Here is a 14,727-nt window from a genome sequence, read left to right on the forward strand (position 1 = left end):
CACCTCTCCACGCTCCCGGCCCGGTCCCCCGCGCCGTTCACAACAACAACGGTGCCAGGCCCCGCTGACAAGACCCTGACACCCCACTGACGAGCCACGACGACACACACCGCACAACACGAACACGCGCGCGGCCTCAAAGGCCCACGCGCGCGTCCGAACATATTGCGTTGTCAGGCGGAGAGGGCAGGATTCGAACCTGCGTGGACCCCGTGGGATCCGACCTCAAGACAAGCCCTCGGTCCCCGATAAACCACTCCGGGCACCTCTCCACGCTCCCGGCCCGGTCCCCCGCGCCGTTCACAACAACAACGGTGCCAGGCCCCGCTGACAAGACCCTGACACCCCACTGACGAGCCGCGACGACGCGCGCGTGGGCCTCGAAAGGTCCACGCGCGCGTGCGGTGCCGTTGGTGTCAGACGGAGAGTGCCTCGGCGGCCGGTGCGGGCTCCTGCCCTGCGGCCGGGTCGGTGCTCGGCGCGTGCCGTCGGCCCGGGACGAGCAGGGCGGCCAGGCCGGCGAGGGCTACCACCGCCGAGCCGGTGACGAGGGCGGGCCGCAGGCCGTCCACGAAGTCCTGGGCGCCGGCGTAGCCACCCTGGGCGGCGAAGATCGACGACATGATGGCGATGCCGAGCGCGCCGCCCACCTCGCGCAGCGCGTTGTTGGCGCCGGAGGCGATGCCCTGCTCCTGTGGGCGGACGCTGGACATCACCAGGTTGGCGGCCGGGGCGAAGTACAGGGCCATGCCGATGCCGCTGATCACCAGCCCGGGGAGCTGAGCCGAGTAGGAGACGTCGGCGGAGACCACGGAGGCCAGGTAGCCGAGGCCCGCCGCCTGGAGGAACAGGCCGGTGGCGACGACCGGGCGGCCGCCGATGCGGTCGGAGAGGATGCCCGCCACGGGCGCCACGAGCATCGGCATACCGGTCCACGGCAGCATCCGCAGCCCCGCCTCGGTGGGCGAGTAGCCGAGCACGCCCTGCATGTACTGGCTGAGCAGGAAGATCGAGCCGAACATGCCGACGAACATCAGCAGGCTGGCCGCGTTGATCCCGGTGAAGGCGCGGGAGCGGAACAGCCGCATCGGCAGCATCGGGTTGGTGGCGCGGGCGCTGTAGAGGACGAAGCCCACCAGCAGCGCGCCCCCGGCGAACAGGGCGGTCAGCACCAGGGAGCCGGTCCAGCCGTCGGCGGGCCCGCGGACCAGGCCGTACACGATTCCGAAGAGTCCGCCGCTGGCGAGCAGGGTGCCGGGCAGGTCGAGCCGGGCACCGGTGCCGTACGACTCGGCGAGGCGCAGTCGGGCGAGCGGCAGCAGGGCCACGCCGAGCGGGACGTTCAGCCAGAAGATCCAGTGCCAGGAGATGTGTTCGGTGAGGCTTCCCCCGATGAGCGGCCCGGACGCGACCGCGAGGCCGTTGACGGCGCCCCAGATGCCGTACGCCATGCCGCGCTTGGCGGCGGGCACGGCGGCGGTGAGCAGGGTGAGGGTGAGCGGCATCAGCACGGCCGCGCCGACGCCCTGGACGGCGCGGGCGGCGATGAGGGAGCCGATGCCGGGAGCCATGGCCGCGGCGGCGGAGGCGCCGGTGAAGACGGTGAGTCCGGCGAGGAAGAGCCGGCGGCGCCCGAAGCGGTCGCCGAGCGCGGCACCGGACATCAGCAGGACGGCGAAGGTGAGCGTGTAGGCGCTGACCGTCCATTCGAGGTCGTCCAGCGCGCCTCCGAGGTCCTCACGGATGGAGGGCAGCGCGGTGGTGACGACGAGGTTGTCGAGTGCCGCCATGAACCCGGCGACGCTGGTGATGACGAGGGCCCAGGCGGCGCCCCCGCGTCGTGCGGTCTGCTGTGACATCTCTCCCCCAGAGGGTGTTCCAGCGGTTGATTAGTAATTGCTGACTAACTTTTGCGCGCATGAAAGAGGCGGGACTCCGCCTCCCGCTGCGCCTAGTGCTGGAGCCGACCGGCGATCTGGGACGACGGGTACATCGCCTGCCAGACCCGGTGCCCGGGCGGGAACCCCATGGCGGCCAGGGTGTTGATGAGCATCCCGTACGCCATGAAGGTCGTGGTCTCGCCGTCGTCCGCGCCGAGCGGCAGATGCACGGTGTCCCAGAGCCGCATCCAGGCGGCCCGTACGGCCTCCCCGAACCCGTGCTCCCCCTCCGCCTCGGCGGCGGCCACCGTGATGTACGTCTGCATCTGCATCTGGAGCTTCTCGGGCTGCTCCGTGATCAGGCGCACATAGGCGTCGGCCATGGCGTGCAGGGCCTCCTCGCCCTCCAGCCCCTCCGCGGCCTCCGCGAAGACCCGGCAGGTGTCCTCCACGCACCGCAGCGAGGCGGCCATGAAGATCGCCTTCTTGCCCTCGAAAAGCCGGAAGAGGTAGGGCTGCGAGACACCGACCCGCTTGGCGATCGCTTCGGTGGAGGTGCCGTAGTACCCCTTCCGCGCGAACTCGGAGATCGCCGCGCGAATGACGCTCTCGCGCCGCTCTTCCGCACTCATCCTGGGCATGAAAGAAAGTTAGTGCTCAATTACTAACTTCGTCAAGGCCTGCAGGCCCCGGATAGGGCGAGGGGCGCCCACCTCGCGGTGGACGCCCCTCGCTCGAACAGCCGAAACCCTCAGGCCAGCCGCACGACCGCGCGGGACATGCCCAGCACCTTCTGGCCGCCGCTCGTCGCCGTCAGGTCCACCCGCACCGTCCGGTCGTCGAGCTTGGCCGCGACCTTGGCGCCGACCTCGATCACCGCGCCCTCGTCGTCGTTCGGCACGACCACCGGCTTGGTGAAGCGGACGCCGTACTCCACGACCGCGGCCGGGTCACCGGTCCAGTCGGTGACCACGCGGATCGCCTCGGCCATGGTGAACATGCCGTGCGCGATGACGTCCGGCAGGCCCACCTCCTTGGCGAACTTCTCGTTCCAGTGGATCGGGTTGAAGTCCCCGGAGGCGCCCGCGTACCGCACCAGCGTGGCACGGGTCACGGGGAAGGTCTGGGCCGGCAGTTCGGTGCCGACCTCGACGTCGTCGTACGCGATCTTCGCCGTCATCGGTTGCCTCACGCCTCCTCGGCTGCACGGGCCACGAGCTTGGTCCAGGCGGTCACCACGTGCTCGCCGGCCTCGTCGTGCACCTCGCCGCGGATGTCCAGGATGTCGTTGCCCGCGAGCGACTTGATGCCCTCGATGGTGGACGTCACCGTGAGCCGGTCACCGGCCCGCACCGGGCGGACGTAGGCGAACTTCTGGTCGCCGTGCACCACGCGGCTGTAGTCGAGCCCGAACTGCGGGTCCTCGATGACCTGTCCGGCGGCCCGGAAGGTGATGGAGAACACGAAGGTCGGCGGGGCGATCACGTCCGGGTGACCGAACGCCTTGGCGGCCTCCGGGTCCGTGTACGCCGGGTTGGTCTCCCCGACCGCCTCGGCGAACTCGCGGATCTTCTCCCGGCCCACCTCGTAGGGCGGGGTGGGCGGGTAGGTCCGCCCAACGAAGGACTGGTCGAGCGCCATTGGCCCGGCACCTCCTGGTCTCAAGCAGCGTGTCTGGTCTCAGCAGCCGGTGAAACGACGTGAGGCCGCCCCCCAGCTTGCGGGGGCGGCCTCACGTACGAGCCTGATTTATCGCGTTTCGCGGTGCGCGGTGTGCGCGTTGCAACGCGGGCAGTGCTTCTTCATCTCAAGGCGATCCGGGTTGTTACGCCGGTTCTTCTTGGTGATGTAGTTCCGCTCCTTGCACTCCACGCAGGCCAGCGTGATCTTCGGGCGGACGTCGGTGGCAGCCACGTGAGTGCTCCTAAGACGAACGGATGGACTATTTCAACGCAAGCAAGAGTAGCCGATCGAAGGACCGACCCCGCAATCGGCTACTGTCAGTAGCGGTGACCGGACTTGAACCGGTGACACAGCGATTATGAGCCGCTTGCTCTACCGACTGAGCTACACCGCTGTGATGCGATCGGGACCCGTCTTTCGACGGGAACCTCTCACACCAGAGCCCCAAAACGGAATCGAACCGTTGACCTTCTCCTTACCATGGAGACGCTCTGCCGACTGAGCTATTGGGGCGAGCGATGAAGACATTACACGGTCCGCCGCCGATCGCCCAAATCCGTATCCGGGGGCCCACCACGCTCCCCTTCCCGGCCGGTTCCGGGCCCTCCCGGCCGCCTCCGCGGCCCCCTGTCGGTGCGGGCACGCGCGCGTCCGGAGACCGCCCGCCCGCGGCGTCGACGGACGTCCCGCCATGGCCGGGCCACGCCGGTACGACTATTGCGCTCCTCCGCGCTCCACAGGGTTCGCCACCCTAGGCTCGACTCACTCTGCGTGATCTTGGGTCCGGCGCGTGTCCCGGGCCCCGCTCACGCGGCCTGCCCCGAGCCCCCGGCCCGAACCCTGGAGTCCGATGCCCGACAGCCAGCCGCAGCCGCCCCCGTGGCCGTCCAACCAGTCGGGCCCCTCCGGGCAGCCCGACCAGGCCGTGGTGCTGCTGTGCGGGGCGCGGCTCACCGACGGCCGGACCGTGGACGTACGGCTGGGCGGCGGGCGCATCGAGGTCGTCGGCACGGCCGGCAGCCTGACGCCGGGTCCGCCCAGGCCAGGCACCTCCCGCGTGGACCTCAGCGGCTACCTGCTCCTGCCGGCCCCGGCCGAGCCGCACGCCCACGGCGACACCGCGCTGTCCGCCGAGTACCCCGGACCCGTCTCGTACGCCCCCGACGACGTCCAGCGCCGGGCCACGGAGGCGGCCCTGCTCCAGCTCGGCCACGGCGCGACGGCGGCGCGCGCGCACGTACGCGTGGGCGACGTCCAGGGCCTCGGCGCGCTCGGTGCCGTGCTGCAGGCCCGGCGTTCACTGCGGGGCCTCGCGGAGCTGACCACGGTGGCGATGCCGCGCCTGCTGACCGGGGCGGCGGGGGCCGAGGGGCTCGCGATGCTCCGGGACGCGGTGAAGATGGGCGCGTCGGTGGTGGGCGGCTGCCCGGACACGGACCCGGACCCCACGGGCTATGTGGAGGCCGTCCTGGAGGTGGCCTCCGAGCACGGCTGCCCGGTGGACCTGCACACGGACGCCACCGACCCGGCCCGGCTCTCCCGGCTCGCGGCCATGGCGGGCGGTCTGCGCCCCGGCGTGACCGTCGGCCCGTGCGCCGGCCTCGCGCGCCTGCCGGCCGAGGCGGCCTCCCGGCTCGCGGAGCAGCTCGCCGCGGCCGGTGTGACGGTGGTCTGCCTCCCCCAGGGCGGCTGCGGCACGGCCGACCGGCGGGGCGCGGCGCCGGTACGGCTGCTGCGCGCGGCCGGGGTCCGGGTGGCGGCCGGCAGCGGCGCCCTCCGGGACGTCGCCAACCCCGTCGGCCGGGGCGACCCCCTGGAGGCCGCCTATCTCCTCGCCTCCGCGCACGGCCTGCGCCCCGAGGACGCCTACGAAGCGGTCAGCACCGCGGCCCGGCAGGCCATGGGCCTGCCGGAGGTGCGCGTCGAGGCCGGCTTCCCCGCCGAACTGCTGGCCGTACGCGGCGATCACCTGTCCGGCGCCCTCTCCCTCGCCTACAGCCGGATCGTGGTGCACCGCGGCCGGGTGGTGGCCCGCACGAGCGCGGTCCGCGAGTACTGCAACTCGGCGGCGGCGGCCGAGCTGGGGCTGCCCCGTCAGGGGCGGGGAGAGCTGTCCTGAGGGAGCCCGCCGTCGTACGGGAGCCCGGAGAGCACCCGAGGTGACGGGGGCCGGCGCCCCCAACCCATGCGGCGCACGGGCTCCTTCGGGCGTACGGTCGGAATCATGCGCATTGTCATCGCTGGTGGTCATGGTCAGATCGCGCTGCGGCTGGAGCGGGTGCTCGCCGCGCGCGGGGACGAGGTAGCGGGGATCATCCGCAAGGCGGAGCAGGGCGACGACCTGCGGGCTGTGGGCGCCGAACCGGTCCTGCTGAACCTGGAGTCCGCCTCGGTGGAGGAGGTCGCGGCACATCTGCAGGGCGCGGACGCGGCGGTCTTCGCGGCGGGCGCGGGCCCGGGCAGCGGCGCGGGCCGCAAGGACACGGTGGACAGAGGCGCGGCGGTGCTGTTCGCGGACGCGGCCGTACGCGCGCGCGTACGCCGTTTCGTGGTGGTCTCCTCGATGGGCGCGGACCCCGCGCACCAGGGCGACGACGTCTTCGACGTGTACCTGCGTGCCAAGGGTGCGGCCGACGCGTACGTCACCGGGCAGGAGGCCCTGGACTGGACGATCCTGCGCCCCGGCGCACTGACCGACGAGCCGGGCACCGGTCTGGTCCGGCTGGAGGCCCACACCGGCCGCGGCCCGGTCCCGAGGGACGACGTGGCGGCCGTACTGGCGGAGCTGGTGGACACTTCGGCGACGGCCGGCCTGACGCTGGAGCTGATCGGCGGCTCGACGCCGGTGTCGGTGGCCGTGAAGTCGGTCGCGGGGAACTGAGGACGCCGGCCGACCGTTCACCGATCGGGGGGCTACGGCCGAGCCGTTCACCGGCCGGGGGGCGACGGCCGTTCACCGGTCAGAAGAGAGGCAGCTGCCCGGGGAAGTCCGGCACGGCGTACCCGTCCAACGCCGGCTGCACCGCCCCGAGTTGTGCCTGGCGCCGGGACCCGGAGCAGGAGAGGAGTTCCCCGTTCTCCCGTGCCCCGGGCGGGTCGTGCCGTGCGAAGCGACCCGCGACGACGGCGATCTCACGGTGGCACACGGGACAGGTTCTGCGACGGGATGCCATGCGGCCAGTGTGCCCGCTGTCCCGCTGGCACCGCAGGACCCGAAGCGGCGCTCCCCCCTGCCCGGCGCCGCCGCACCGGACCGGAAACCGCCCGGCAGGCACAGGGGCACTCGCGGCCCGAAGGCGTGATCATGCCCTGTTCGACATCCGCATCGATCACCAGGGTGGCCCCTGGGCCGACTGCCAGCCCGTCACCGGCACCCACGACCCCCACGCCACAGGCAGCATGGGCCTGTGGAGCCTCCACGACAAAGGCCTCAACGGCAACCGACTCCTGGTCTCCACCCCCGAAGCCGACATCGCCTACGGCGTAGTCACCCTCACCAACGGCCCCCAGGTAAAAGCCACCACAGTCACCCTCCCCGGCACCACCTACCGCGCCTGGACCGCACCCATACCCAACGGCCAGACCATCACAGTCGACCAGTACGACACCCACCACTACCGACTCACCCACGACACCAACTGGCGCTGATCAGCGCGAACAACGGGCCTGGAATCCTGCGCGTCAGCGGGAAGCCCGGTCACCGGACTACCTGTTCCGCACGCGGCGGGCGGGCTCATCCGGATCGCCGGTTACGCCGAGGCGGGGGCCGAAGCTCGCATGCCGTGAGCTCACGCCGGTCAGCGCGCTCTCAGCTCGCGAAGCGCAGCGCCCTGATCACCTCGGCCACGCGGCATGGCGCACTTCGGGAACGACGAAAGGGTCTGTGACCAGCATTGCTGCTGGTCACAGACCCTTTCGGTCGTGTGGCGGCGCCAGGATTCGAACCTGGGAAGGCTGAGCCGGCAGATTTACAGTCTGCTCCCTTTGGCCGCTCGGGCACACCGCCGGGGTTGCTGCCCTTCGGACCGTCTTTCGGCGGTGCTCCGTGGCAACGACGTAAACAATACCCGATGCGTAGGGGTGCTTCGCCACCCGATTGATCTCCACCTCGTGGGCCGTGGGGTGACTAGGCTGGTGCGGATGCGGCCCGGCGCCACGCCGGGTTCGGCGGCCGCCGCCGCGCACCCGATACGCACCCGATACAAGGAGCCACAGGACATGGCCGACTCCAGTTTCGACATCGTCTCGAAGGTCGAGCGGCAGGAGGTCGACAACGCCCTCAACCAGGCCGCCAAGGAGATCTCGCAGCGCTACGACTTCAAGGGCGTGGGTGCCTCGATCTCGTGGTCCGGCGACAAGATCCTCATGGAGGCGAACTCCGAGGACCGGGTGAACGCCGTCCTCGACGTCTTCCAGTCCAAGCTGATCAAGCGCGGCATCTCGCTGAAGGCGCTGGACGCGGGCGAGCCCCAGCTCTCCGGCAAGGAGTACAAGATCTTCGCGACGATCGAGGAGGGCATCTCCCAGGAGAACGCGAAGAAGGTCGCCAAGATCATCCGTGACGAGGGTCCGAAGGGTGTCAAGGCCCAGGTCCAGGGCGAGGAGCTGCGGGTCACCTCCAAGAGCCGCGACGACCTCCAGACCGTGATCGCCCTGCTGAAGGGCAAGGACTTCGACTTCGCGCTGCAGTTCGTCAACTACCGGTAGGTCAACTGTCGGCGGTACCGCGCGGTCCGGCACCGCGGGGACCGCGGCCGGCGCAGGCAGGCCGTTGCCGGGTCATGACCAGGAAGGGTGGGCACCGGACGGTGTCCACCCTTCGGTCGCTCCTGGGCGCCTCGCCGCCCGCGCCTCAGTCGCGCGAGTTGCCGAACAGGAGGCGGTAGACGATCAGCAGGACCAGCGAGCCGCCGATCGCGGCGGCCCAGGTCGCGCCGTCGTAGAAGTGCTTGCTGATCGGGTGGTCCAGCCAGCGGGACGAGATGTAGCCGCCGATGAACGCGCCCGCGATGCCGATGAGGGTCGTGCCTATGAAGCCGCCCGGGTCGCGGCCGGGCAGCAGGATTTTGGCGATGGCTCCGGCCAGAAGCCCCAGGATGATCCAACCGATGATGCTCATGCCGTGAACCTGCCCTCCCGCGCTGTGTCCGCACTGGCCGGCCCTTCAGAATCCGGTGAGGATCGGCTGTCGGTCGCGCGCGTGTTCGTGCTGTGTCGAGGGAGAGGACGTCTCCAGTCCATCCGTCGGTTGCGCCGATCAGTAGGGTGCGGCGCATGACAGCTTCCGGAACCGCGTTGCGGCGCACGCTGGGCGTGCGGGACGCCGTGGTCGTCGGCCTCGGCGCGATGCTCGGGGCGGGGGTGTTCTCCGCACTGGGCCCGGCCGCCCGTGCGGCCGGGCGGGGGCTGCTGCCGGGGCTGGCCGTCGCGGCCGTCGTGGCGTACTGCAACGCCATGTCCTCGGCCCGCCTGGCCGCCCGCTATCCGGCGTCGGGCGGGACGTACGTGTACGGCAGGGAGCGGCTGGGCGCGTTCTGGGGGTATCTGGCCGGCTGGGCGTTCGTGGTCGGCAAGACGGCCTCCTGCGCGGCCATGGCGCTCACCGTGGGGGCGTACGTGTGGCCGGGGCAGGCACACGCGGTGGCGGTGGCGGCCGTGGTGGCCCTGACCGCCGTGAACTACGGCGGCATCCAGAAGTCGGCGTGGCTGACGCGGGTCGTCGTGGCCGTGGTGCTGGCCGTCCTCGCCGCGGTGGTGGTCGCGTGCCTCGCCTCCGGGCGCATGGACGCCGGGCGGCTCGGCCCGGGGTCGGCGACGGGCATCGGCGGGGTGCTCCAGGCGGCTGGGCTGCTGTTCTTCGCGTTCGCCGGGTACGCGCGGATCGCCACGCTCGGCGAGGAGGTGCGGGATCCGGCGCGCACCATTCCGCGCGCCGTTCCGGTGGCTCTCGGTATCACCCTGGTGGTGTACGCGGCGGTCGCGGTGGCCGTTCTCGGCGTGCTCGGCGCCGGCCGTCTGGGGCACGCGGCGGCACCGCTGGCCGACGCGGTGCGCGCGGCCGGGGTGCCGGGGCTCGTGCCGGTGGTGCGGGTGGGGGCCGCGGTGGCCGCGCTGGGGTCGCTGCTCGCGCTGATCCTCGGCGTGTCGCGGACGACGCTCGCCATGGCCCGCGACGGTCATCTCCCCCGTGTGCTGGCCGCCGTGCATCCGCGGTTCCAGGTGCCGCACCGGGCCGAGCTGGCGGTGGGCGCGGTGGTCGCCGTACTGGCCGCCACGGTGGACGTGCGCGGCGCGATCGGCTTCTCCTCGTTCGGCGTCCTGGCCTACTACGCCGTGGCCAACGCCTCGGCCTGGACGCTGAGCCCGGTCCCGCGGGCACGGGTGGTGCCGGTGGTGGGGCTGCTGGGCTGCGCCACGCTGGCGTTCGCCCTCCCCGCGGTCTCGGTCGCCGTGGGGGCGGGCGTGCTCGCCGTGGGCGTGGCGGCCTACGGGGTGCGGCGGTGGTGGGTGGGCCGCGGTCGGCGTGGAGGCCGCCCGGAGCCCCGGCAGGGGGCATGACCCTGCTGCCGAACCCTCATGTGTCGCACGTCGCCTGACGGCGGCTCAGGGTTTCGGGGGTGCCTCAGCGGGCCGCGAACGGCTGGTCCGTGGGCACGATCTCGCGCCCCAGCGGGAACAGGGACACCGGGATCAGCTTGAAGTTGGCGACACCGAACGGGATGCCGATGATCGTCAGGCAAAGGGCGATGCCGGTGGTGATGTGGGCCAGCGTCAGCCACCAGCCGGCCAGCAGCAGCCACAGGACGTTGCCGACGCACGAGGGGGCGCCCGCGTCGTGCCGCTCGACCGTGGTGTACCCGAAGGGCCACAGTGCGTAGACGCCGATGCGGAAGGCGGCGATGCCGAAGGGGATGCCGATGATCGTGACGCAGAGCAGTACGCCCGCGAGCAGGTATCCGAGGAACAGCCAGAAGCCGCTCAGGATGAGCCAGATGACGTTGAGGATGATCTTCACTGTGAACGCCCTGCCATCTTCTCGAGCCGGGAGATGCGGTCCGCCATGGGCGGGTGCGTGGAGAACATCCTGGCCAGTCCCTGGCCCGCCCGGAAGGGGTTCGCGATCATCATGTGGCTCGCGGTCTCGATTCGGGGTTCGGGGGGCAGCGGGAGCTGCTGGGTGCCGAGCTCCAGCTTGCGCAAGGCACTGGCCAGGGCCAGCGGGTCGCCGGTGAGCTGGGCGCCCGAGGCGTCCGCCTCGTACTCCCTGGACCGGCTGATGGCCAACTGGATGAGGGAGGCGGCGAGCGGGCCCAAGATCATGATCAGCAGCATGCCGAGCAGGCCGGGGCCCTCGTCGTCGTCGGAGCGGCCGATGGGGATCAGCCAGGCGAAGTTGACCAGGAACATGATCACCGAGGCGAGGGCGCCGGCGACCGACGAGATGAGGATGTCGCGGTTGTAGACATGGCTCAGCTCGTGGCCGATGACGCCGCGCAGTTCCCGCTCGTCGAGCAGGCGCAGGATGCCCTCCGTGCAGCACACCGCCGCGTTGCGCGGGTTGCGGCCGGTCGCGAAGGCGTTGGGCGCCTCCGTCGGTGAGATGTACAGGCGGGGCATGGGCTGCCGGGCCTGCGTGGACAGGTCGCGGACCATCCGGTACAGCGCGGGGGCCTCGAACTCGCTGACCGGGCGGGCCCGCATCGCGCGGAGCGCCAGCTTGTCGCTGTTCCAGTACGCGTACGCGTTCGTGCCCAGCGCGATCAGGACGGCCACGATCAGCCCCGTACGGCCGAAGAAGCTGCCGATGACGATGATGAGCGCGGACAGTCCCCCGAGGAGTACTGCGGTCCTTAGCCCGTTGTGCCGGCGGTGCACGGTACGCCCTCCAAGTCGTGCTGCAGGGGAACGCTTTGGTCCAGTGGACCCTCCCGCTCTGGTCAACGCCAGGCGGCCGCCGCGAGTTCCCTGGTGCGGGCGGCGGCACGCGTCGGCCGTACGGGTGACGTGCGCTTACGGCCCTCCGCGCGCGTGGGGCCACGGGTGCCCCACGCGCGCGTGGCGAGTCCTCAGAACAGTCCGGTGGCGGCGAAGCGCAGGACCAGTTGGGGTGCGCCGGAGAGCGCCACGCCGAGGACGCCGGTGAGGGCGAGGGCGGCGGTGAGGGGGGCCGGGAGCCGGTGCCGGGCGGGTGTGCCCTCGGGGGTCCGGAACAGCAGGGCCGTCCACTGGAGGTAGTAGAAGAGGGCGATCACCACGTTGACGGCCATGACGACGGCGAGCCAGCCCAGGCCGGCGTCGACGGCCGCGGAGAACACGGTGACCTTGGCGAACAGGCCGATGACGCCCGGCGGCAGCCCGGCGAGGCACAGCAGGAAGAAGGCCAGCAGCAGGGCGGTGACCGGGTTGGCGGCGTACAGGCCCCGGTAGTCGCTGAGCCGGTTGAGGGACTTCGTGCGTCCCACCACGGCGGCCACCGCGAACGCGCCGAGGTTCACGGCGGCGTACATGAGGGCGTAGGCGACGGTGGAGCCGATCGCCTTCTGCGGGTCCTTGGAGTATCCGGCGGCGGCGATCGGTACGAGGAGGTAGCCGGCCTGGCCGACGGAGGACCACGCGAGCAGCCGTACGGCGCTGTACGCGCGCGTGGCCTGCTGGCGCAGGGCGCCGACGTTGCCGACGGTCATGGTGAGGGCGGCCAGGGCGGCGAGCGCGGGCCCCCAGGCGTCGGCGTACGACGGGAAGGCGACGACGGTGACGAGGATCAGCCCGGAGAAGCCGACGGCCTTGCCGACGACCGACAGGTAGGCGGCGATGGGCAGCGGCGCGCCCACGTAGGTGTCGGGCACCCAGAAGTGGAAGGGGACGGCGGCGGTCTTGAAGGCGAAGCCGACCAGGGTGAGGACGACGCCGGTCTGGGCGAGGGTGTGCAGCTGCCCGTCGACGTGCTGGATGCGCTGGGCGACCTGGGTGAGGTAGAGGGTGCCGGTGGAGGCGTAGACGAAGCTGATGCCCAGCAGGCTGACCGCGGTGGCGGTGACCGAGGACAGGAAGAACTTCAGGGCCGCCTCGGAGGACCGTTTGTCGCCGTGCCGGATGCCGACGAGTGCGAAGGCCGGCAGGGAGGCGACCTCCAGGGCGACGACGAGGGTGGCCAGGTCGCGGGAGGCGGGCAGCAGGGCGGCGCCGGCCGCCGAGGACAGCAGCAGGAACCAGAACTCCCCGGCCGGGATGCGCCGCCGCTCGTCGCCGAGATTCGTCACCGACAGCAGGGCCGCCAGCAGGGCACCGCCGAGGACGAGGAACTGGATGACGAGGGTGAAGTGGTCGGCGGTGTAGCTGCACGCGCGCGCGGGGGCGGGCAGGCAGAAGGTGCTGCGGTCGCCGTCCAGGAGCGGCAGCAGCATCAGTGTGGCGACGGCCAGACCGGCCACGGAGATCCAGCCGAGGAGCGGCTTGCGCGCCTCGGGGAGGAAGAGGTCGGCGACGAGGACCGCGAGCGCCACGACCGCGGCGATGGTGGGCGGCGCGATCGCGAGCCAGTCGACGGACTGGACCAGCGACTGGGCCAGGGGCTGGGCCAGGGCGCTCATCGGGTGCCTCCTGCGAGGAGCTGCTGCACGGCCGGGTCGGTCAGGCCGAGCAGGGCCCGGGGCCACAGTCCGGCGAGGACGGTGAGGGTGACGAGCGGGGTCCAGGCCGCGAACTCGTAGCCGTGCACGTCGGCGAGGGTGGTCGGGGCCTGCTGCGGTACGGCGCCCATGCAGACCCGGCGGACCACGATCAGCATGTAGGCGGCCGTCAGCAGGGTGCCGAACGCGCCGATCGCCATAAAGGTGAGGAACGCGGGCCGACTGAGGCCGGCGGCGGGGCTGAACGAGCCGAACAGCGCCAGCATCTCGCCCCAGAATCCGGCGAGGCCCGGCAGGCCGAGTGAGGCGACGGCGCCGAAGGCGAGCAGGCCGCCGAGGCGGGGGGCCTTGGCGTAGAGGGCCGCGCCCGTCCCTTCGGCGAGGGTGTCGAGGTCGGTGGTGCCGGTGCGGTCCTTCAGCGCGCCGACCAGGAAGAAGAGCAGGCCGGTGATGAGGCCGTGGGCGATGTTGGCGAACAGGGCGCCGTTGACGCCGGTCGGGGTCATGGTGGCGATGCCGAGCAGGACGAAGCCCATGTGGCCGACGGAGGAGTAGGCGATGAGCCGCTTCAGGTCGCCCTTCGCGCCCTGCTTGGCCAGGGCCAGGCAGGCCAGGGACCCGTAGATGATTCCGACCACGGCGAAGGCGGCGAGGTACGGCGCGAAGGTGCGGAAGCCGTCCGGCGCCACGGGCAGCAGGATGCGGACGAACCCGTAGGTGCCCATCTTCAGCAGGACGCCGGCCAGCAGCACCGAGCCGACGGTCGGGGCGGCTGTGTGGGCGTCGGGCAGCCAGCTGTGCAGCGGCCACATCGGCGTCTTGACCGCGAGCCCGATCCCGATCGCCAGTACGGCGATGACCTGCACGGATGTGGTCAGTGACCGGCCGTTGTCAGTGGCGAGTGCCACCATGTCGAATGTGCCCGCCTTGATTCCGATCAGGAGCAGGCCGAGCAGCATGACCACGGAGCCGAGCAGCGTGAAGAGGATGAACTTCCACGCGGCCCGGGTCCGGCCCTCGCCGCCCCAGCGGGCGATGAGGAAGTACATCGGGATGAGCACCGTCTCGAACGCGAGGAAGAACAGCAGCAGGTCGAGGACGGCGAAGGTCGCGAGGGTGCCGGTCTCGAGCAGGAGCAGCAGGGCGACGAACGCCTTCGGGGACGGGCCCGACGGCGGCTTGAAGTAGGAGTAGAGCGCGCAGAGGAAGGACAGCAGCGCGGTCAGGACCAGAAGGGGGAGGGAGATGCCGTCGATGCCGAGGTGGATCCGCACGTCGAGTGCGGGGATCCAGCTGATGTCGGTCGTGGCCTGCATCTTCGACGGATGGTCGTGGTCGAAGCCGAGCGCCAGGACGACGGCGGCGATGAGGATCACGGCCGTCACGGTGACGCCGTGCCGCAGCACGGCCTGCTCGGGTGACTTCCCCTTCAGCCCGGGCGGGGCCGGGAGGAGGGCGGTGGCGGCGCCGAGGAGCGGACCGACGACGACGAACGCCAGAAGGAACCGCATCACGGACTCGTTGATATCGATCAC

At 71.5% G+C, this 14,727-nt stretch carries 16 protein-coding genes and 4 tRNA genes; 5 read left to right on the forward strand and 15 right to left on the reverse strand.

The genetic code is table 11. The features are described 5' to 3' along the window. Positions 1-178: 178 nt before the first annotated feature. The 8 genes from ABZ478_RS23430 to ABZ478_RS23465 form a co-directional block, all read right to left on the reverse strand. A tRNA-OTHER gene (locus tag ABZ478_RS23430) sits at positions 179-272 on the reverse strand. A gap of 144 nt (positions 273-416) precedes the next feature. Beyond that, a complete protein-coding gene (locus ABZ478_RS23435; RefSeq protein WP_359552420.1) occupies positions 417-1,859 on the reverse strand; it encodes a DHA2 family efflux MFS transporter permease subunit in 1,443 nt (480 codons plus the stop codon). Positions 1,860-1,951: 92 nt separating this feature from the next. Next, complete coding sequence (locus tag ABZ478_RS23440) at positions 1,952-2,521, reverse strand: helix-turn-helix domain-containing protein (protein WP_359552422.1); 570 nt, start codon at positions 2,519-2,521, stop codon at positions 1,952-1,954. A 110-nt stretch (positions 2,522-2,631) separates the two neighbouring features. Beyond that, positions 2,632-3,060, reverse strand: coding sequence for a MaoC family dehydratase (locus ABZ478_RS23445; protein WP_358928195.1), 429 nt, complete (start codon positions 3,058-3,060; stop codon positions 2,632-2,634). Positions 3,061-3,068: 8 nt separating this feature from the next. After that, a complete protein-coding gene (locus ABZ478_RS23450; protein ID WP_359552423.1) occupies positions 3,069-3,521 on the reverse strand; it encodes a MaoC family dehydratase N-terminal domain-containing protein in 453 nt (150 codons plus the stop codon). Positions 3,522-3,629: 108 nt separating this feature from the next. After that, the gene (gene rpmG, locus ABZ478_RS23455) at positions 3,630-3,794 is read right to left on the reverse strand and encodes a 50S ribosomal protein L33 (protein WP_003948671.1); all 165 of its coding nucleotides are present in this window, start codon (positions 3,792-3,794) and stop codon (positions 3,630-3,632) included. A gap of 90 nt (positions 3,795-3,884) precedes the next feature. Further along, positions 3,885-3,957: transfer RNA gene (locus tag ABZ478_RS23460), tRNA-Met, on the reverse strand. Positions 3,958-4,003: 46 nt separating this feature from the next. Further along, a tRNA-Thr gene (locus ABZ478_RS23465) sits at positions 4,004-4,076 on the reverse strand. Between the two features lie 337 nt (positions 4,077-4,413). Between ABZ478_RS23465 and ABZ478_RS23470 the strand changes: the two genes are divergently transcribed. Both ABZ478_RS23470 and ABZ478_RS23475 read left to right on the forward strand, forming a co-directional pair. Further along, positions 4,414-5,682: an amidohydrolase family protein gene (locus ABZ478_RS23470; protein ID WP_359552425.1), complete on the forward strand. Its 1,269-nt coding sequence runs from the start codon at positions 4,414-4,416 to the stop codon at positions 5,680-5,682. 105 nt (positions 5,683-5,787) lie between these two features. Beyond that, on the forward strand, positions 5,788-6,444 hold the full coding sequence (locus tag ABZ478_RS23475) for an NAD(P)H-binding protein (protein WP_359552426.1): 657 nt from the start codon (positions 5,788-5,790) through the stop codon (positions 6,442-6,444). A 79-nt stretch (positions 6,445-6,523) separates the two neighbouring features. Here ABZ478_RS23475 and ABZ478_RS23480 read toward each other — a convergent pair whose 3' ends face one another. Then, on the reverse strand, positions 6,524-6,736 hold the full coding sequence (locus tag ABZ478_RS23480; protein ID WP_358928202.1) for a hypothetical protein: 213 nt from the start codon (positions 6,734-6,736) through the stop codon (positions 6,524-6,526). Positions 6,737-6,962: 226 nt separating this feature from the next. Between ABZ478_RS23480 and ABZ478_RS23485 the strand changes: the two genes are divergently transcribed. Beyond that, positions 6,963-7,211 carry a hypothetical protein gene (locus ABZ478_RS23485; RefSeq protein WP_359552428.1) on the forward strand — a complete coding sequence of 83 codons (249 nt, stop codon included), beginning with the start codon at positions 6,963-6,965 and terminating at the stop codon, positions 7,209-7,211. Positions 7,212-7,487: 276 nt separating this feature from the next. Here the strand turns inward: ABZ478_RS23485 and ABZ478_RS23490 are convergent. Further along, positions 7,488-7,569, reverse strand: a tRNA-Tyr gene (locus tag ABZ478_RS23490). Positions 7,570-7,781: 212 nt separating this feature from the next. Here ABZ478_RS23490 and ABZ478_RS23495 point away from each other — a divergent pair. After that, positions 7,782-8,270, forward strand: coding sequence for a YajQ family cyclic di-GMP-binding protein (locus tag ABZ478_RS23495; RefSeq protein ID WP_358928204.1), 489 nt, complete (start codon positions 7,782-7,784; stop codon positions 8,268-8,270). A 145-nt stretch (positions 8,271-8,415) separates the two neighbouring features. Here ABZ478_RS23495 and ABZ478_RS23500 read toward each other — a convergent pair whose 3' ends face one another. Further along, positions 8,416-8,682, reverse strand: coding sequence for a GlsB/YeaQ/YmgE family stress response membrane protein (locus ABZ478_RS23500; protein ID WP_358928206.1), 267 nt, complete (start codon positions 8,680-8,682; stop codon positions 8,416-8,418). A 155-nt stretch (positions 8,683-8,837) separates the two neighbouring features. Between ABZ478_RS23500 and ABZ478_RS23505 the strand changes: the two genes are divergently transcribed. Further along, entirely contained in the window at positions 8,838-10,121 is a 1,284-nt protein-coding gene (locus ABZ478_RS23505) for an amino acid permease (RefSeq protein WP_359552430.1), read from the forward strand. 64 nt (positions 10,122-10,185) lie between these two features. Here ABZ478_RS23505 and ABZ478_RS23510 read toward each other — a convergent pair whose 3' ends face one another. From ABZ478_RS23510 to ABZ478_RS23525, 4 genes are all read right to left on the reverse strand, one after another. Beyond that, positions 10,186-10,578 carry a YccF domain-containing protein gene (locus ABZ478_RS23510; protein WP_359552432.1) on the reverse strand — a complete coding sequence of 131 codons (393 nt, stop codon included), beginning with the start codon at positions 10,576-10,578 and terminating at the stop codon, positions 10,186-10,188. After that, the gene (htpX, locus tag ABZ478_RS23515) at positions 10,575-11,438 is read right to left on the reverse strand and encodes a zinc metalloprotease HtpX (RefSeq protein WP_359552433.1); all 864 of its coding nucleotides are present in this window, start codon (positions 11,436-11,438) and stop codon (positions 10,575-10,577) included. The genes ABZ478_RS23510 and htpX overlap by 4 nt, the downstream gene beginning before the upstream one ends. 191 nt (positions 11,439-11,629) lie before the next feature. After that, a complete protein-coding gene (locus ABZ478_RS23520; protein ID WP_359552434.1) occupies positions 11,630-13,153 on the reverse strand; it encodes an NADH-quinone oxidoreductase subunit N in 1,524 nt (507 codons plus the stop codon). Further along, entirely contained in the window at positions 13,150-14,727 is a 1,578-nt protein-coding gene (locus ABZ478_RS23525) for an NADH-quinone oxidoreductase subunit M (RefSeq protein WP_359552436.1), read from the reverse strand. Before ABZ478_RS23525 ends, ABZ478_RS23520 begins: the two co-directional genes overlap by 4 nt.

It is taken from the genome of Streptomyces sp. NPDC005706, assembly GCF_040631045.1.
In the GTDB taxonomy this organism is placed as follows: Bacteria; Actinomycetota; Actinomycetes; order Streptomycetales; family Streptomycetaceae; genus Streptomyces.